The sequence below is a fragment of the Paenibacillus sp. GYB006 genome, from assembly GCF_036577645.1.
Taxonomy (GTDB): Bacteria; Bacillota; Bacilli; order Paenibacillales; family Paenibacillaceae; genus Paenibacillus.
Genome location: NZ_JARBDA010000001.1, coordinates 1,045,610 through 1,065,336, shown reverse-complemented (window position 1 = coordinate 1,065,336; position 19,727 = coordinate 1,045,610). Strand labels below are relative to the sequence as shown.

Below are 19,727 nucleotides of genomic sequence, written 5' to 3'. Positions count from 1 at the left end.
TTGAAGGGAGACGTTAATCATGACAGCAGCACTTACAAAAACAGAATTAAAAACATTACAAGAACGACTTCTTGAAGAGAAAGAATCCATTCAGAATCATTTTGATATTAACCGAGAGAGCTCTGAGGACGAACCCGACTCTCTTAGGGAATCTATAGGAGAATTATCTGCTGTTGATAATCATCCTGCCGACTTAGGTACAGAAACCTTTGAACGCGCACGTGATCTAGCTGTAGATGAGCACCAAAGCAATGAACTCGATCAAATTAATCATGCTCTTGATCAAATAGAAGCAGGCTCATACGGCAAATGTGAAATATGCGGTAAACCCATCCCCTTTGAAAGACTTGAAGCACTACCGTATACAACACTTTGTGTAGAGGATGCGGCCAAAGTGCAGGAAGGAGATCTTAACGATACACGGCCTGTAGAGGAACAAGTCATGACCCCTCCTCCACGCGGTGCAGGAGAAATCAGCCAGCGTAATGCCGGTAAATTTGATAATGCGAATGCATGGGAAACAGTAGAAGACTTCGGTAACTCCGATTCACCGGCTACTTCAACAAAAAGAGACGTTACAAATTATGATGATATGTAATCCTTGACCACCATGTGAGAAGAACCTTTCCATCTCTGGAAAGGTTCTTCTTCACTGTTATTAATGAGGATTACGGACAAAACTAGCAAAGAGATCATAGCTCGCCTTCTCTTTCTCTTTTTCTTTCCGTTTACTGAAATAAGGTTCACATAATCGAATTATTTCTTGCTGTAAGACTTTTGCTTCTTCCTCTGTCATATACAGCGTACGATTAAACAACTGTACAGAGGAAGCATCCTCGGATGTCCGCTCTACATAGTTGATTTTATGACGGTCAAATAACTCATTCAGGTGCTGAACATTTTCTCCCTTAACTACTTCTTGTATTTCTGCATTTTCTGTATGTTTCTGTCCGATCTCTATTTCTCCAGAAAAAACGGCATAATATTTTGCAATAATCCCGTTAATTTCTTTTGTATTTACCAAAGTTAACAGACCAATTTTCTCTAATTTCTTAACATGATAATGTACTTTAGCAGGAAGTTCTCCAAGTTCATCAGCAATTTCCTTCACCGTAGCCGGCTTACCAAACCGGCGAAATACATGTAAAATCCTCAAACGATAAGGATCCGAATAGATCTTAATCTCTTCCGTAGTAGACAAAACTTTTACATCCATGAATGATCCCACCTTTAATAAGGATTGATGACTATTATAGAGTGTACGGATGCACGGGTCAAAACTACCAAAAACGCCCCTTATGGATATACATCCTATCGGAGGCGTTTTCTATAGATATCTATCATTTTATGGAACAATACTAGAACAGAAGAGTGTTAAAAAACAGGGACCATTGCTGGCAAGGTGACTCGTTCCCTTTTACGAGCAGACGCTAGGCAGGCTTCAATGACCCTTATATTATGAACTGCATCTTCCGGTCCAAAAGGGAGCGGTTTGCCGTCAAGAACAGCATCTGCAAAGGCCTCTGCTTGAAGTACAAAAGAATTCGACACAGAAACTCGTTCTTCCCGAGTGACATGATCGGTATGAATAATAATCTGCGGAGGAATATCGCTGTTCTCCCAGCCGAATACTTTTGGAAGTTCAATTCTTCCTTTTGTCCCGAGTATTTCAAATTCTGCTCTCGCACAAGCCCACATCCCACAATCAAACGTCAGTGCGACTTTGTTCGGAAATTCAACAAGTCCCGATGCCATCATATCAACATCATCATGTTCTGGGGAGAATAAAGCGTGTACGGTAACTGCCTCTGGTTCTTCCTCAAGGAACATACGCGCTGCTGAAATAGGATAGACGCCAACATCGTAAAGAGAACCCCCGCCCATGTCGTTTTTAAAACGAACATTTTCTTTATCATCACAATTATTATAGGTGAAATTGGCATGAATGGCGCGAACCTCTCCAATTTCTCCACTCTCGATGATCTCTTTCACGCGTTGGTGTTTAGGATGATATCGATACATGAAAGCTTCTGCAAAAACGACATTTGCTGTCTTACACGCATCAATCATTTGAGTAACCTGTTCTTCGTTCAGTGCTGCAGGCTTCTCACATAATACGTGTTTACCCGCTTGCGCTGCTCGAATCGTCCACTCCATATGCAGATGATTCGGCACTGGAATATACACAGCATCAATCTCTTCATCTGCAAGCAGTGCATCATAGCTTCCATATGCTTTTGGAATATTTAATTCTGCCGCAATTTCTGCTGCCCGGCTCTCATCCCGGCTGGCAATAGCTACGACCTGACCCCGTTCCGATTGCTGTAAAGCAGGTATCACTGCATTTATGCCAATCTTCGCCGTACTTAAAATTCCCCATCTGATCAGCTCACTCATCGCTATTCTCCCTTTCTGTTACAGATGAACCGCTTTCCCGCGAGTCCTAAAAGTTATCTCGCTCTGCTTTATTAAGCATCCCAAGACACCTGTCCAAATCGACCTTTACCTGCTTTTTATATAAAGAGGCTTTTTCTTCTCCATCATCCGTAAAGTGATATAATACGATCTCTTGGAAATCGACGCGAGGGTCGTTTCCCTTTAATCGCTTGGTTCGATAAAACACACCTTCCTGAACCAATTCATGTAAGGCTCGATAAACTTCACTCTGAGGGGGAACATAACCAAACCCTTTGAATTCATCCTTCATGGCTTCCAGCATTTCATAGCCGTAACCTCTGTGCTGCTCGACCATGGTAATTAAATAAAGTTTAATAAATGCACGCTGGGATATCATAAAAGCCAACTGATGTCCTCCTCTCATTACAATCAAATAACCATCTTTGTTCCATTATAAACCTCTTTTTATGTCTTGACATCCTTCTATTTTTCCGTACATGCATTTTGTGACAGGAAATATAACATAGTGAATATGAGGCAATTTTATGAAGTTTTATATGAAGAGTAGCTGGGGAGCTGTTTTGAACTTCTTTTGTGAATTTTTCATGTATTGAAAATATTGAATAATTTGTGTTTTGTTTCAGCAAATCCATTTTAATTCTTCTCTACTTCCTCTTTTTATGCATCATTTATTGTAAAATAAGGAAATCAAATAAAAGGAGTGGTTATTCTGACGACCCGCATTTATTTTTCTGCTCCGCGAATTACGAACGTTCAGCAGCATACCATTCAAGAGATGTTATCTCGCTGGGCACTCGGTACTTTACACTCCTACAAGCCGACAGAGCACGGAGTTATGAAGCAAACTCTATTTATTCATACCTCAACAGGAGATTATGTATTTAAGGGAAATCCTCTTTACCCAGGACAATGGAAAGAAGAACAGTTTATGATTCAGCAGCTTAAAATACATACCAAAGCTCCCGTTCCAGTGCCTTACATTATCGACTCAGCGGAGGACCTTTTCGGCTATTCGTATGTAATCATGCCTCTTCTGCCTGGGGTTCATTATCATGATCTGGATAAACTTGCTCTGTCTGAAGAAGAAGATCAAGTGATCCTATCTAAGCTTGCTGCTGCGCTTCTTGAACTTCACACCTGGAGAACAAAAGAAGCTGGTGAATATGATCCAGAAACCGAAGATCTACGCCCCTTCCATCAGGGTCTCTACTCCTTTTCTAAGGAGCAAATCTTATACTGGCTCGAAGACGCCAAAAAATACTCCCCTATTGAAGATGCAGATATGGACTGGGTTCACGAAAAAATAAGTGCAGCAGAGCCCTCCTTCTGTGATATAGAGATGTATTCGTTTGTTATGGGAGATTACAAGTCAGAAAATATCTTGATTCAGCAAAATGCCGGCGAATGGGAAGTGAGTGGTATTATTGATTTTACGACCGCTTATTTTGGTGATCCACTCGCAGACGTCGTTAAGTTCACCAATCAACTGCTATGGAAAGGGCAGCAAAAAAGAGCTGGTTTCTTTCTCTCTTCTTATCTTCAAAACGCGGGTCTTCCTAGTTCTCCTAATGATATCTCATCCCGTCTTTCTATCCATTTCTTATACAGTCTGGTTCTCAAATGGGGAGAAATTCATGCTACTGGACAGTATGACAACAAAAATCCAATGACCTTTCGGGAATTTGCTTCTCATCATCTAGATATCGTCACGTCAATATACTAAAAAATCCTGGGTACTCGTATATACGCGAGCACTCAGGATCTTTTCATAACTATTATGAATTTTTCATCATCTGTTATTTTTCCTTGTTGGGATATGAATGCCCACAGCCCACTTTCCAATCTTTAAATAAGCGATTAACCGTGTTGCACCAAGGGATAATAAAGAAGCGATCAACCAGGTAAATAGCATTTTCCACGGTACATTCCAGTTTGGATATAGGACGGCTTCTATCTTATATGTACCGATTAGCATCAGCGCATGCATAAGGTAAGCACCAAATGACAAATTTCCTATAGTAGCAAATAGGCGAGAACATTTTCCTTCAGGCAGTCTCATCGCTATGAAATAAACAACAAATAAGGAGATCACAAGATATAATGCCATGTCCGGTCTCAATAAAGAGACTCGATTAAATTGAATATGCAGTCCATCCGGGGTAAGAAATTGACGAGAAAGATCGTAGACATAGTAAGCCGTGAACAACATAAAGAGAGGAACCATTATCATTCTCGATTTCCATACAATAGACTGCCACCATTTCGGATATAATCCCGCAGCAGCGCCAAGCAAAAAGTAAAAGAAAAAATACAAGACATTTCGATCTGCATATATCGTGAGCCACGGAGTGATGAATGGGATATCAGCAACTTCGGCTATGACTCCAATCTTTCCACGATAAAACATGAGAATAAAATAAATAACACCCATCATCAGCAAAAAGGTAAGTAAGACCGTTTCCCTATATTTATTTCTTAGCAGCAATACACCTTGGCGGATGATCGGAAACAGTAAATAGAGCTGCATAATCATAATGATATACCACAAGTGATAACTGCTTTTTCCCGTCAGCAGCTTCGTGAGGATTCCCCCCAGATCCAATGAACTAAAACCAGCCAGTCCGGCTGTCTGCCACGCATAGAAAAGAATATAAATCAGGGACCATATCAAATAGGGAAGAAAGATATCGGTGATTCTTCGTTTTATAAAAGTACCGCTTGTAAATCGGTCTTCATAATTGTAGAAGAGCACCATGCCCGTAATAAAGAGAAAAGCAGGCACTGCAAATTTTGATAACATAAGAAGCACAGACATCATTACACCATCTGTATAGGTAACTCCAGGTACATATGCATAATGAGCGATAGAGTGCTGTAGAACTACGGCGAGGAAAGACATTCCCCGTAACGTTTCGATCGCTGTTATTCTTGGTTTACTTGACACATATCCTCCATGAATTCATACATTTATTATTTTATTTCGTTGTTAAGAATCAATCATACACGAAATCTAGCATTGACGATATAACAGATAAAACCTCCCTAGCCAGAAGGCTTGAGAGGTTCATATTACTGCTTTATGATGAGATTACTTATTTGTTATCGAATGGTGCGATCCATATTGGTTTTGATTGCTTCCTCTTCCACCCGGTCTCTTGCAACACGATCAGGACCTGGAAGATTATTTTCTTCCTCATAATCACGGTAACGATCTGCATTTAGCGACCGATTATCTCGGAAAATCCCGTGGATTTCACGATCTGTACCTTTTTGATCTACGAGTACGAGGATATGCCCTTCGTCTACATTTCTTTCATATTCCTCAGCTTCATCTTCTGGAATACCAAGACCCACTAATCCGCCAACTAACCCGCCTGCACCAGCACCCACTGCTGCACCGGTTAGAGTAGCTGCTATCGGCCCTGCTGCCAAAATCGGCCCAATTCCTGGAATCGCGAGGGCACCAATTCCTGCAAACAATCCAGCTAGACCACCAAGCACACCGCCCGTAGCTGCACCCGCTGCCACGCCTTCCGGAGCTTTCGTACCCGTCTCCGATTCGATTGCTCTCATATCGTCTTTACTTCGTGTAATCACCGAAATTTCACTGTTGTGATATCCTCGGTCTTGTAACTGTTCAATTGCCCGTGCAGCTTCTTGTTCGGTCTGAAATACCCCTACAACTTTTTTAGTTTTGTTAGCCATTATCATTTCCTCCTCATCAAAAAGTAATCTGTGCTTGTTAATTACCCTTCTTTACAAGGTCGAAACAATAAACGCCAAATATAAAGTGCTTCTTGTGGGGTTACCCAGGCTATTTTCCTTTCGGTTTAACACGGTTTGTCGCTACTGCCTGTAGTGGATCTTCCGGCCAGTAATGTTTAGGATAACGCCCTTTCAGATCCTTCTTCACCTCGTAATAACCTTCTCGCCAAAAACTGTTCAGATCCGAAGTAACTTGTACAGGTCTTTGCGCAGGGGATAGTAAATGAAGCGTTAGGGGAACACGCCCTTCTCCCAGTCGCGGGCTTTCTGTAAGTCCAAACATTTCCTGCAGTCTGACAGCAATATATGGAGCCCCTTGTCCATCATATCTGATAGGAATCTTAGAGCCGCTGGGTACGGTGTAATGGGTAGGAGCTTCCTTCTCAAGTGTCTGTCGTTCTTCCCAGGATAAGCTGTCTAAGAGTACGGATGTAATGGATATCTGCTGTAATCCAGCTGCGGAGCGCACCCCTGCCAAGTAAGGCGGGATATGATTAAGTAGGTATTCAAGCAGAGCGGAACCCGAAAGATCCGGCCAAGCAGGATTTACGCTATGCAAAAATTGCATCCGTTCCACTAACTGATGAGTGGTTTTATTCATAGAAAAGACAGACAATCCTTCTTCTCTTATTCCTGTTAATAATGCTTGTAAAATATCTTCTTCAGGCGGACTCGGATAAGCCATTTCTTTCAGGATAATCTCTCCACGTTTCTGCCATTTCAAGGATCGCACACTGCGTGTGTTTTTATCCCAGAACACTTTTTCTTGGGTTGAAATGAGTTCTTTTAAATAAGTGTAGATATCTGCAAGCGCAAGCGGAGCGCATGTTCGAATAAGTCCATCCGCTCCTTGGTCATCAGCTTCTGCAACAACGATATAAGGAGCAGTGAGACCGCTCATCGCAGAAGAGGCCCGCACACCCCGGCCGCTTGCAAGGAAATAGCGGCCATCTTCTCTTCTTTGCCCGATCCGTTCCGGATAGGCAAAGGCAAGCAGTAAGCCGCAGCTTTCCTGCGGAGGTAGAGACTCGCCTTCTGTCTGGAGTGTCTCTACCTCTCTGTACAGCTGGCGGCTCTCTTGGATGAGGCTGCGCAGCGAGGCCTCATCTTGGGAGGCTGCCGAGGCAAAGCCGGCAGCAGAGGTTGTCCGCAGATGTTCTAGCTGCGGACGAAGATCCCATCCCGCCCTCGGGACCAGCAGGCGGGATGATCCTTGCTGCAATAGCGCGCCCAGCAGACTGGCATCCCTGGCCAGTCCTAGCTTCGCAGCTTGCAGCAGCATGTGTCCAATGCGGGGATGTGTCCCCATCCCCGCTATTTGTTTGCCGCGGCTCGTTGCATGGCCGCGGTCATCCAGGCAGCCCAGCTGCTGCAGCAGCGCAGTTGCTGCCTCATAAGCGCCCGCAGGCGGCACATCAAGCCAGCGTAAATCGTCCGGGTTCTGCACGCCCCACACCGCAAGTTCAAGCGCTACAGGAGCAAGATCCGCAGTGAGAATCTCGGGTCGGTTCTTTTCTGGTTTGGCATCCTGCTCTGATGCACTCCATAAGCGGTAGCATATCCCCTCTGCTGTTCTTCCTGCCCGGCCCTTTCGCTGGTCCGCGGAAGCTTTGGAGATCGGAATCGTCACTAATCGGCTCATACCGGAACGTGAAGAAAAGACAGAATCTTTTCTTAAGCCGCTGTCTACTACCGCTCCAATCCCTTCAATGGTTAAACTGGATTCCGCGATAGTGGTAGCAAGAATCACTTTTCGCTCTCCTGTACCTGGAGTTAAGATTGCACGGTCCTGTTCTTGCTGCGATAAAGCACCATAAAGCGGATACACCTTTATATTTGGATCTAAATTCTGTCCTTCTAGCATTCTCATCACGCGGTGAATTTCTTTTGCCCCAGGTAGAAAAGCCAGGACATGCCCTTCTTGCTGACGTAAGGCAAGGGGAATAACCTGTGCCATATGCGCCTCCATATCCATATTATGAAGCTTTGGCATATACTTCGTTTCTACTGGAAAGGTTCTTCCCTTACAAGTAATCAGCGCAGCATCACCGAGCAGAGAAGTTACAGGTTCAGCTTCAAGCGTCGCGGACATGACTAGGATCCGTAAATCTTCCCTGAGTACAGATTGACACTCCAGTGCGAGTGCCAAAGCCAAGTCACCATGTAAATTGCGTTCATGGAACTCATCAAAAATAAGAAGCCCCACCTCTTCGAGTGCCTGATCATGTTGCAGCATTCGCGTTAAGATTCCTTCGGTTACCACTTCGATTCGAGTATCACTGCTTACCTTACTGTCCATCCGAACCCGATAGCCTACTGTTTTCCCAACAGGTTCACCTATACTTTTTGCCATTCTCATTGCGGCATTCCTAGCAGCCAGTCTTCGAGGTTCAAGCATGATTATCTTTTTGTGAATCATCCATTCTTCTTCTAATAAAGCTAGAGGAACGACGGTTGTTTTCCCAGCCCCGGGTTCAGCAACAAGAACAGCCGAAGTTTTTTGCATAAGCGTGCTTTTGATGTCGGGAATGACTTGATGAATCGGAAGGTTGTGATCTTGATTCCATATCGTTTTTCGCATTTTAAATCTCTTTTCTCCATGTCTCCATGATTGTTAATCTTCCAGCTTTGCACGAATCTTAGACTCATACATAGCTAAAGCAGGATTCTGATAAATCCCTCGCTGTTCCAGCAATAAACAAACGTGTAGCTTAGTGTAATGTATATAAAATAGCGAAAAAAACCGCCTCCCGCAAGGGAAACGGTTGAGCTATATGATTTTTGGACAAATAACATATCCCATTCTACGCGATATGCTGCATTAGCTGAGAAGAGACTCCGCTCCATCAATTACAATTTGTGCCCCTGTAATATGCTGCGCAGCATCGGAAGCTAAAAAAGCCACCAGTTCCGCAACTTGATCGGGTGTTCCCGGTCCATGAGAGAGCGGCTGTCTTCCATCAGGAAATTCCATCTTGATCGAAACTTCATTAAGCTCTTCCGATGTGTCTGTACTCTGATCAATATGCGTCGTAATCGCACCCGGGCATATCACATTCACCCGAATTTTAAATTTGGCGAGTTCAAGCGCAGCCATTTTGGCAAAAGCAACTTGACCTGCCTTTGAGGTACTATACGCTGACATTCCTATATTCGAAAATGTGTAATTCCCATTAATGGAGCTGGTAATGATAATACTTCCGCCATTTCTTTTTTTCATATGAGGCAGTACATATTTCACCGTAAAAAATGTGCCTCCTAAGTTTGTGTTGATGGTGTTATGCCAATCCTGAATATCAATGTCTTCAATAGGAGCGACAACACCATTAATACCGGCATTCGCAAACACAATATCAATTCCACCAAACGTATCGATCGTATCATTTACTGATTTCTCCACACGATTTGGATCAGATATATCTACATCATAAGAGACCACTTGACCCAACTTCATCTGTTCAATCGATTTTTTCGTTTCTTCCGTACGTTCATCGATCAGATCAAATAAAGCAATGTTAGCCCCTTCTTTCGCTAGCTTTAACGCCGCTGCTTTGCCGATACCAGAGCCTGCCCCCGTAACAATCGCTGTTTTCCCTGAAAAACGTAATCCATTTTCCGAAGATGATGACATATAAAATCACTCCTTTGAAGTCTCTGATCCAGAGATATATAGAAATTCTCTTAGACAGCCTACCCAAAGGAGTGAATTTTTAACAAATAGTTATGATTTCCAGTTCAATTCGATAAAAGCAGCGTCATCTTCAAGTCCACCTGTATGCGGAGCATCCATCAACACTTGAATTTCCTCATCGGGTAAATGAATTCCAATCGGATCAAGTTCTCCCATACCATCTGTGTATAAACGAAGTACGAAATCTTCGCCAAGTGGAAATGTCTCTTCATACACGTGAGGACTTCCTCCGATGGGTCCTTCTACTGTTGACCACCGCTCTGATGTCCTTCTCGTTTTGTCAAAAGAAAGATCCATCTCTTTCCCGCTGCGAAAAAGCCGAATTCTAGAGTCACCTTGCCAAGCAAGCTGCAAACGGCTTCCTTTTTTACCGGAGCCCAGCTTTATTTTTCCGCAGATATACATGGACTGACTTCCTAATTTTTTCTTCGTTTCAAGCACTTCCTGCAGCATCATAGGAATATTTGCATTCTGACTTCCTGCGTAGTTGCTAAGCTCCCTCGAAGCGGGAATGGTAAGACTCATCAGAAATTGATACAACAAGGAAGAAGACCAGTCTTTGGTTTCGTTCATCCATGCGCATAACGCTTCTCCAAGATACCTGGCAGCAAAATCTCCATGATAACTCATGGACACCCCATCACAGAGTACAAAAGTGCATACATCTCCCTGAATATGAACCGCTGCAAAATCCTGTCCTTTATCACCATAAGATGCTGACTCAAAGGACAAACCGTAACCATAACGACAGAACCATCGTCCTTTATACGTGGATAACGGCTGGTTCGTATGTTGTGAACTTACATAATGGAAAGATTCCTCAGAGAAGAGCGGCTTCCCACGGTCTGGTACCGACGTTCGCAAAGACTTCAAACCGTTCTCCTCCTTACCTTACCGGTGTAGCTGCAGACATTTGGAATCCAATCGAGACCAGTTCTGCGCATGAGCCAGGCAGCATCATTAACGAACCAGGGGATAATAAGTAGTCCGCTTCCATCAACATTTCCCGATAACTTTCCGGAAGAACGGATGACATGTTGCGCAACTTCTCCCCATGTTCATCCTTCAACTCGGTATCTCTTAGAATACCGCCCCATCTTCTTGGCTCTGTAACAGGCACATCTAGAAGATGATCGGAAATAAATATATTTTCAATTAAAACATTTCCATCTGGCACACTCATATCCATAATTCGTTTTGCAATAGGCTCAGGATCATCCCCTGTTGCAACCCCATCTGTCATATGGCAGATAAGCGGTGCAGGACAATCTTGCATATGAGGCAGCTCGCTTTGCAATATTTTCTCCGCTTGTAGAAAAGCTTTGGCTGAATCTGAAAACCGCATCGGCGTCAGGTCTGGGAGTGAGCCAATGGCTGCAATCTCGTCAATTCCTTTCACGCCGCCAAGTAAATCATATACATCATCACTGTAAGCCAGGATGGCAATTCGATATCTTGGAGTCAGTCTATTCCCTTTCGTAGAGCGAAAAACCATTTGGCGTATGGCGAGTGATAAAGCATCATACACAATGTCCATCCGTCTACGATTATCCATCATCATATTCATGGAAGCACTAATATCAATTAAATAAATGATTAGTGCGGGCGTACGCTGTGAGGCTTGTATTGTATAATTCATTTTTGTTCCTTCACCTCTAAATAATTTAGAAATAATAAAATGAGGATGGATCAAATATTGGGTAAACGATAACTTCGATTACTGATAAATTTCTTGATATGTTTTACCCGTTGAGATATTTTTCCGACTCCGTTATAGTAACTGGCATCTTTCTCATAGCGCTCCATAAAATCTCTGGCATACGTTCTCGCATTTTCGATTTTTTTGCCTTTCTGAGCATTGTAAGCCAGATTATAAGAAGCGATGAGCTGCACTACATTTTGGGCACGCTTTTTCTTCAAGGCTGCTGCTTCTTCTGCTTTTTTCTGAGCAGCTTTTTTTTCAGCCGCTTTTTTCTCTGCTGCCTTTTGAGCTGCTAATTTTGCAGCCGCTTCCTTTTGTTTTTGTTCTTCCGCTTGTTTCTGTTGAAGCGCTTGTTTATCTGCCAAATATTTTTCATACTTAACTTGTTTATCGTATTTTGCTTGTAATTCCGCCTTTTTTGCAGCTTCTTTCTTGGCTTCTACCTTAGCAAGATAAGCTTCATATTTTGCTTGCTTATCGTACTTCGCTTGTAATGCCGCTTTCTCCTGTGCTGCTTTTTTAGCAGCTTCTTCATCTGCTTTCTTTTGAGCAAGTGCCGCAGCCTCTTGTTTCTTCTTCTCTTCCGCAAGCTTGGCAGCTTCGGCAGCCTGCTGGGCTTCCTCTTGTTTCTTTATCTGCTCAGCCTCTTGCAAAGCAAGGGCATGTTTTGTCTCTGCACGTTCCGCGAGGGTGTGCACCCCTGGAATAGCGATCGCTGAGACTATCACGACAATTGCTGCCGCAATCGTTAACTTTTTATTGCGCAGCCAGAATGGAGAAACTTTTATAGTATCGCCTTCATCTTTTTTGAGATGATCGGCTTCAAGCTGCTGGATCGCAGCACGAATCTCAACGGATAACGCGCTGCCAGATTCTGTTTTGGAAAGAGCAGAACGATAAGCATCTATAGCAGGTATAACCTCTCCGCTTTTCTCTAAGTCTCTTGCTTTTTGAATCTCATATTGTATTTCTTCGGATGTCCAAACTTTACTAGTCAGTTTCTCATTCTGAGCACTAGATTCTGCTGAAAGCTTAGGCGGAATAGTCAACTCTTGCTGATCTATCGTATGAATGGCTGGTTCAGCTTCCAAAGGTTTAGTGTAGTCTGTGTAGTCTGTATTTCCTGTTAATCCTTCATCAACTGTATCCGCATAAACTTCTCCCTTCTCTTCTTCGGGCTGAAGTTCAACATTGGAAAGGGCAATTAACCATTCTCCAAAAGTAGGACAGCTGCTTAAATCTTGACTATTCCATGCTCTGCTGAATAATTCCGAAATTTTGTGACCATATCTTGTTTCTAAAAAGTGCATAAGTTTCATGTATCTCTCACAGCCCGTTTGAAGTTCGCGCTGATCAAAATAACTTTCACCATATGTTAGATCCACGATATCTTTATCACAGTAACCAAGCATTTCAGCAAGAATTACGGCTCCAGCAAAACGATCTGCATAACTGCTCCATAAACCGCTGTTTACGATACGATGGGCAGCATATCCAGCTGAACCTGCTAATAAAGCATCGGGTCTGTCCATTTTTGGACTATAAATCTGTTCCACATCAACGAGTTCCACAGCTGCAGAGCCTTCAGGCTGTTCATCTTCGGAAAAAAACGGAATAAGTACATTGGGGGCTGATAGATCACAGTGTGCAATCCCTCTTTGCTCCATAGCAGATCCGATCCCGGCAAAAGAGGCCGCAAGTGTCAGACTTTCACTTGGAGTCAAACGTTTTTTGTCACATATGATATCGAACCAGGTAATCCCGCCGATCCATGGCATAAGCACTGAGTATAGTAGATCCCCATGCTCACTAATTAATTTTCCGTTTCTTTCAGGAGTGAGCACGTCACGATTGCAGACCTGCAAGCCTGACACTTCGCTATACTTTTCCATCTGTTCAGATTGATAGACCATAGCGGGGACACGGAACTTAGGGAAAAACACTTTTAAGGCTTTAGATTCATATTCGTTACCGCCGGCAGGAATCAACTTATATACGGTACCTTGCCTTCCCGTCTGTGCATATGCTATGCCAGGGGCAGCCGGATGTTGTCCCACCTGGTAAGTAACTCCATTAATATGGAGCTGATCCCCCGGATTGGGTTGAAAAGACATGAACATCCCTCTCTTTTCGTTGTCGATGCAAGAAAACCGGAAGTTATGTTAACTCCCGGTTTCCAGGTTGATAAAGCTATTATCAAATATAATGAATCCATTTCATAACTCATGTAAGTATAATTAGAATCTTGCGATAATTGATTAGCGAGATTGGTCAACGGAACGGAATTTCTGAGCAATCGCGGTAAGTTCTGTACTGATGCTATTCAAGGTTTGAACAAAGCTTTGCATTTGTTTGCTTGCTTCCTGGAACTCAGTGAAGAAGCGTTGTTTTGTCATCCCTTCCCATTGACCTTCCATACCATTAATGGATTGAGTCAAACTAGAAACGATCTGTTGACTTTGCTCACCGCTTTGTTTAAATTGATTCGCTACTTGATCCACTTGCTCCGGGGAAATGAGAATGCGACCTGACATAGAATGATATTCCTCCTTATTATTCTTCAAAATTTAGTTAATTCCTGAAAAAATTGTACCAAAATGACTTTAGACCTGTCTAAAGTCATTGGTCCTAATTGTAAATAAACCCAATTTAGTAAGAATGAAACTTCCGCAAACAAAGAGTTGGTAAAGGTTTTTCTTACTTATTAGCTCGGCTTCTAATTCTATATTTACACAAATGGGAAGCTAATCGCAGCTAATAAAAGTTTGGTAGATTCGATTAACCCACCTTTTCTCCTATAGCTGGGTCCTTAAAAATCCAACCTCTTGGATTTGTTTCAGAAGCTTGGAGGAGCACGCCGATCCCATTTCCATCATCAGAACTACCCGATTGATGAATTGCCATTAAAGCTGATTTCGGATTAGATACCGCAAAAGATGTCAGCTCGTTATTTCTTAAAGAAGTAATCTGTTGAGATTGCAGCATGCGCATTGGTGAGACGTTAGAATAATCAATATAAGATAAAACGGTATGATAATCTTCGTCTGCACGAGTAAAATCTTCTGCCTTCCGCGACAACTCGGAGCTAAATCTCTCAAGTTCTGTTTCGATAAATGAAGCCAGCTGCTTTGATCTCATCCATTCATAAACGATGCCTTCATGTACAGCTGTATCTCCCTCGATAGTACTGAGAGCTCTCTCCAAAACAACAATAGTTTGCTGAATTTGCTCCGCCGCGAGCTTCAATTGACTGCTAAGCGTTCGAAGCACATTCGGTTCCACACGAATGCGCATAATGCATCACCTTTCTTCTTGATCTAGAGGCTGATTCAGCCAATCGAAAAGCATTTCCTTAAACTGCTCTTTCGTTGCCGGAGAAGCAATGAGCCAATCCCCTTTTCCCATCGTACTCATGCGTAACAACCAATTAACGGAAGTACCGGATATAAACGCAGCAGATTGAGATTCCCACTCCTGTCCGTTCCAGACAAGCAGCTGAAATTCCCCTTCTGTCTGCTTTTCTATAATCGTTTCAGCAAGTGCGTGAGCTCCTTGCCTGTCATGACAATCTTCTGCAAGAGCTTGACTCAAAGAGTCCAATTCCTGGTATTGCTTTATATTCTCATAAAACTTTTTCTTTGAAAACATTAATGCAGGAATATTTTCACTTATTTTCTCTTGACTCCATTTTATTTTATCGACAACAGCTTCACATGCCTGTTCTACGTTACCAAGATCGGATAATTGGTAGGTTACCTGCTCTTCATGTGCCCTGGTCACTTCCACTACGCGCTCATTTGTGCAATGCAGGTACCCTTCATAACTACTACCTTTATCTTCATATTGAAAACGGAATGCTCTCGAGGATAATCCTGCAATGGCAACTCTTGAGAACACGGTCGGTGTCATCGTGATCTCACTGGAGCCTTCATCTTGAATCAAGTAACCTTTTTGCAACAATGCCTCTTTTGCTTTATTCCATTCCTTAGCAATATCATCTGTTAAATAGCCAAGAAAAGGATCTTCAATGCCAAGCAATCGGTCAGACCCTAAGATTCCGGCCAGAAAAAACAGTTCTGTTTGTTCCAATGTTACGACCTTCTGTTTGGAATGATGAACCGTCAACATTATGAGCCACCTCCCTTCAAACTACAACATGCCATCGGTCACGAATTTTTTTAATCCATTCAGCACATTCTTTGGTGTTATTCCATGGCAGAGCAGCTTTAATCCTAGAAAACCTTCGCTTGACATAGTACCCTTGGCCCGGCGGAAGGACTTTTAGACCATTCGATGCCGCACTCGATTCGGAATAAGGTATACGGAAGGAGGATAAATCATTAGGGTCAAGCGTACCAAATAATAATCCACTCTGCGATGCTTTCACATCCGTTACCCAATCCGCTCCAAAGGTCGGAAAGTCAGAAGCCACACCTGCCAGTACGACATGTACACCTCTGTCTCTTCCCTGTCTTACAATCACACCAAGCTGATCTTTCATTGTAAAATCATTCATCTGTTTTGCTAAAGTATCCGCATCATCAATGAACAAGACGATCTCAGGTCCACAAGTATCAGAAGATAGTTTCATCACTCTCTCATATACCTCTTGAATGAGAGGAGCAAGTTCCTCTTCCCTTGCCGCGTGTTTATAAACATGCGGCAGATCCTTTAGTTGACCTAGTCCGTGCTCTCCATACCTTGTATCAATTGTATACATATTTAACTGTTCAGGCGAATGATGATAGGCAAGAGATAACATCCAAGTCATTAAAAAGCTGGATTTACCGCCTTCCATGGGACTTGCCACCATAAAGTGCGGTCCTTCTCTAAGGCTGATATGAAACAAGGAAAGATCGTCTGTCATAAGTCCCACAGGGACTTTATAAATAGCCGTTTCCTCTTGCAGTCTATCTTCTTCAGTAAGAAGCTCCGAGAGCGTTACTACCTCAGGCAGCGGTTCAATTTGTGGAACCTCCGGCCCCAAATACTGATTATTGATTTTTTGAATACGCAATTTAAGCTGTTCTGCCCGCTCTGATTCCTCTCTTCCTCTAACAGGAAGAGCTACTTGAAATTCTAACGGCGGGGTTTGTCCTTTAACTAGTGCTCTGCCTGGCGGATAACCAACCGGCACCCGTGAAGGTCTTCCCACTGCATAGTAATAATCACTTGGATCTGCCATTTCAAAAGAAATCGCATTCGAAATATTGCTTCTTACTTTTTCAAAAATGTCTGTGATCCGATTCGCAGTAATTACAAATGTAATACCTAGGCTTGCTCCTTCTCTTAGCAGAATCTCAAGTTGTTCATTCTCATCAGGATAAGAGTTGCGGAAAGATAAATATCCATCGATAACAACAAGAACTTGCGGGATTCTTTGCCCCGTTCCTCTACGGAAAGCAGAGATGGTTTTGACACCAGCATCTGCGATCATCTCTCTTCTTTGCATAAATACTTTGGACAAGTAACGGAATAAACGTTTAATCCGATCATCATCCTCTGCAGTCATTACACCGCCGATCTGAGGTAAGTTTTTGAACTCTCTCATCATGCGGCCCATGTCAATGACATATCCGTGCCATGGACTGTCGTTATCTTCGGCAAGTGACATCAGGAGAGTTTGAACAAATGTTGTTTTCCCGAGGCCCGGCATACCGTAAATTGCATAATGTCCAGAATGAAGTGAAATTCGCAGCGGTACCTGTTTTTGATTTGGCAGATCATCCAGTAACCCTACAACCGGCTCCCATGACATTCCTTCGTGTGCCTGATCCAAGGTCATAGATCCTTGAGATGTAATCTCTTGAAGTTCGATCAGTTCAGGCAAAGGGGGAAGCCAAGGCCCCTGTAACCTTTTAATTCCCTGCTTTTCAGCAATTTCTGCAATGTAATCTATAAATACCTGGAGCTGTTTAGAAGAACCCTCTGATTTCATCATCGTTACACGTTCTCCCGTCAGCAAAGGTTCCCTTTTGCCATTTAGCCTTACTTCCATCAGCGGAAGGGACGAAGCACTGTCTTCCTCACTGGATGTGTAAGGTGCTCCGCTCCAAGCAAACTGCATTTCCTCAAATACTTCATCACTACCGACCTGAAAATAGCCGCGTCCGGGCTTTGTAATCCAGGCTGCATTCGGTATTTTTATCATATCCCGGCTATCGCCTTCACTTTGTACTCGCAGACAAATGCGGAACCTTGAGTTACTCCATATTTTATCATCGACGACACCTGCTGGTTTCTGAGTAGCTAGGATTAGATGGACGCCCAAGGTTCTGCCGATCGCAGCAATACTGATTAGTTCATCCATAAATTCAGGCTGTTCTCTCTTCAGCTGAGCAAATTCATCAATAATAATGACGAGATGCGGCAGGGGCTCTGCATGGTGTGAGTCAAGCCATTTATAATACTCATCAATATGTTGTAAATTCCCTGCGCCACTCAGAAGCTTTTGTCTTCTAACAAGCTCTGCTCGCAGTGAAATTTTAGCTCTTTCCATTAATGATTGATCAAGATTCGTAATTGTACCTACCACATGAGGCAAGTTATTGAATGTGTTAGACATTCCTCCGCCTTTATAGTCAATTAGCATAAATGCCAGATCATGCGGATGGAACTCAGAAGCAAGCGAAGCTACAATCGATTGAATAACCTCACTCTTCCCTGAACCTGTTGTTCCTGCGATAAGTCCATGAGGACCATGGCCTTGTCTCTCTATTTTATCATGTAAATTAATATATACGCGTTTTCCGCCTGCGCGCACTCCCATAGGAACAGGCAGAGTATTCGGATGACGATTTCCAGCCCATCTGGATTCCACATTTAGCTGCTCGACTCTCGAAACTTCCAGCATATCAAAAAGTGGAAGCAGCGGCGGAATATCAGAGGCCGATGAACGTTTTAATCGAAGCGGCGCTAAGTGCCTTGCACTAATCTCTGCTTCTTCTCTAGTCATTCGATCAGGAACAAATGATCCATGAATGACGTCTGCCTGCTCCGTTTTTTTGGAATAACTTCCTTCTTTTTTTCTTGCTTCAACCACAAGCTGACAATGCATAGGCAGATATTCTTTACGTGAGGCAAGAATGATAGTACATGTAGTGACCGCCTCAGCATCTTCTAGAATGAGGGGAAGTAAAGGTTCCTCTTCAATGATGTCTCTTTCTGACAACAACACCACGTAGCAAGGAAGATCCGGACTTTTCTTTCCTCTTTCTTTTCGAGTCATTTTACGGCGATGAAGTAACGTATATAGATGGTCGGCTAACTGGTGCACTCCGCTGTGCCTGTCAGCCATATACCTCTGATCACGTTCATCATCCCAAAAATGAGGAAACCAGCGCATCCATTCCCATTCATCTGCCTCTTTGTCTTCATAAAAAGCAGCAAGCTTCATTTCATCAGGAGAGTGTCTTGTGGTCAGCTGCGTAACAATTACCCGAAGCATAGACAAGACATCTTCTCGATCGCCGACAATTCCTACCACTTTTGATTCATAGATAGGAAGAACAATGGATGCGTCTTTTACCATACGAAAATCCTCTGCCAGTTCATGTGCTGCCTCAATCAGCGGTTCTTTCTCATATCCGTCTTGTCTAGGCGGTACTACAGAAATACGAAACGGAACCTCTCCGGTTCCTGCACGTACTTGTAAGAAATCATCATCTTCTGGAGACCGTTCCCATAGGGAACTGTGCTTGTTCTTTACGATTTGACTGCAAACTTCAGGGTCACCATGAATTTCATGCATTATCTGTACCTGAAGCTCGGCTTCCCGTGTAAGCTCATCCCGATGTTTCTGAAGTTCAGATCTATACATCTGATCTCGCTCTTCAATCTTTCGCTTATAGTCCTTCTTATTACCTAAATATACGAAAAATGGAATCGTATAGGTCATCAGCATCATCGACATCATAACCATCTGAATTGTCATATAACTGCTGTTACTGAGTTTCCCTGACTTACTTAAATAGAAATACAAACTAACCGTAACGGCGGTCATTACGATCGGTATAATAATAGAAATGAGAGAAAAGGTCGGTTTATTCGGTTCAACCGGAGGACGTAAAATCTCCACGGTTTCTTTTTTGAGCACTTCTTTCATACGGGGGGAACGCTGGTACATAATATTCATCAAAGTTCCTCCTCTTG

Annotated in this window: 16 protein-coding genes; 2 read left to right on the top strand and 14 right to left on the bottom strand. The window is 43.1% G+C overall.

The annotated features are described in order from the left end of the window. Positions 1–19 precede the first annotated feature (19 nt). Positions 20–598 carry a TraR/DksA C4-type zinc finger protein gene (locus tag PV403_RS05130; RefSeq protein WP_213532669.1) on the top strand — a complete coding sequence of 193 codons (579 nt, stop codon included), beginning with the start codon at positions 20–22 and terminating at the stop codon, positions 596–598. 60 nt (positions 599–658) lie between these two features. Here the strand turns inward: PV403_RS05130 and PV403_RS05125 are convergent, their stop codons facing one another. The 3 genes from PV403_RS05125 to PV403_RS05115 form a co-directional block, all read right to left on the bottom strand. Then, the gene (locus PV403_RS05125; protein WP_213532668.1) at positions 659–1,216 is read right to left on the bottom strand and encodes an ArsR/SmtB family transcription factor; all 558 of its coding nucleotides are present in this window, start codon (positions 1,214–1,216) and stop codon (positions 659–661) included. A gap of 158 nt (positions 1,217–1,374) precedes the next feature. Continuing rightward, complete coding sequence (locus tag PV403_RS05120; RefSeq protein ID WP_213532667.1) at positions 1,375–2,397, bottom strand: Gfo/Idh/MocA family protein; 1,023 nt, start codon at positions 2,395–2,397, stop codon at positions 1,375–1,377. Between the two features lie 46 nt (positions 2,398–2,443). Further along, entirely contained in the window at positions 2,444–2,803 is a 360-nt protein-coding gene (locus PV403_RS05115) for a helix-turn-helix transcriptional regulator (protein WP_213532666.1), read from the bottom strand. A gap of 315 nt (positions 2,804–3,118) precedes the next feature. Between PV403_RS05115 and PV403_RS05110 the strand changes: the two genes are divergently transcribed. Continuing rightward, complete coding sequence (locus PV403_RS05110; protein WP_213532665.1) at positions 3,119–4,141, top strand: phosphotransferase family protein; 1,023 nt, start codon at positions 3,119–3,121, stop codon at positions 4,139–4,141. 66 nt (positions 4,142–4,207) lie between these two features. Here the strand turns inward: PV403_RS05110 and PV403_RS05105 are convergent, their stop codons facing one another. From PV403_RS05105 to essC, 11 genes are all read right to left on the bottom strand, one after another. Next, complete coding sequence (locus PV403_RS05105; RefSeq protein WP_213532664.1) at positions 4,208–5,362, bottom strand: acyltransferase; 1,155 nt, start codon at positions 5,360–5,362, stop codon at positions 4,208–4,210. A 155-nt stretch (positions 5,363–5,517) separates the two neighbouring features. Beyond that, the gene (locus PV403_RS05100; RefSeq protein ID WP_213532663.1) at positions 5,518–6,123 is read right to left on the bottom strand and encodes a general stress protein; all 606 of its coding nucleotides are present in this window, start codon (positions 6,121–6,123) and stop codon (positions 5,518–5,520) included. Between the two features lie 109 nt (positions 6,124–6,232). Beyond that, on the bottom strand, positions 6,233–8,764 hold the full coding sequence (gene hrpB, locus PV403_RS05095) for an ATP-dependent helicase HrpB (protein ID WP_213532662.1): 2,532 nt from the start codon (positions 8,762–8,764) through the stop codon (positions 6,233–6,235). Between the two features lie 240 nt (positions 8,765–9,004). Continuing rightward, the gene (locus PV403_RS05090; RefSeq protein ID WP_213532661.1) at positions 9,005–9,814 is read right to left on the bottom strand and encodes an SDR family oxidoreductase; all 810 of its coding nucleotides are present in this window, start codon (positions 9,812–9,814) and stop codon (positions 9,005–9,007) included. Positions 9,815–9,904: 90 nt separating this feature from the next. Next, positions 9,905–10,747 carry a hypothetical protein gene (locus PV403_RS05085; protein WP_213532660.1) on the bottom strand — a complete coding sequence of 281 codons (843 nt, stop codon included), beginning with the start codon at positions 10,745–10,747 and terminating at the stop codon, positions 9,905–9,907. Between the two features lie 13 nt (positions 10,748–10,760). After that, on the bottom strand, positions 10,761–11,513 hold the full coding sequence (locus tag PV403_RS05080) for a vWA domain-containing protein (protein WP_213532659.1): 753 nt from the start codon (positions 11,511–11,513) through the stop codon (positions 10,761–10,763). A 50-nt stretch (positions 11,514–11,563) separates the two neighbouring features. Further along, positions 11,564–13,690, bottom strand: a complete 2,127-nt coding sequence (locus PV403_RS05075; RefSeq protein ID WP_213532658.1) for a hypothetical protein — start codon at positions 13,688–13,690, stop codon at positions 11,564–11,566. A 144-nt stretch (positions 13,691–13,834) separates the two neighbouring features. After that, entirely contained in the window at positions 13,835–14,110 is a 276-nt protein-coding gene (locus tag PV403_RS05070) for a WXG100 family type VII secretion target (protein ID WP_191798528.1), read from the bottom strand. 244 nt (positions 14,111–14,354) lie between these two features. Continuing rightward, complete coding sequence (locus PV403_RS05065; protein WP_213532657.1) at positions 14,355–14,870, bottom strand: WXG100 family type VII secretion target; 516 nt, start codon at positions 14,868–14,870, stop codon at positions 14,355–14,357. A gap of 6 nt (positions 14,871–14,876) precedes the next feature. Further along, positions 14,877–15,704 (bottom strand): hypothetical protein, encoded by an 828-nt coding sequence (locus PV403_RS05060; protein WP_213532656.1) that lies wholly within the window; start codon positions 15,702–15,704, stop codon positions 14,877–14,879. Between the two features lie 16 nt (positions 15,705–15,720). Next, positions 15,721–19,710, bottom strand: coding sequence for a type VII secretion protein EssC (gene essC / locus PV403_RS05055; RefSeq protein WP_213532655.1), 3,990 nt, complete (start codon positions 19,708–19,710; stop codon positions 15,721–15,723). Positions 19,711–19,727 lie beyond the last annotated feature (17 nt).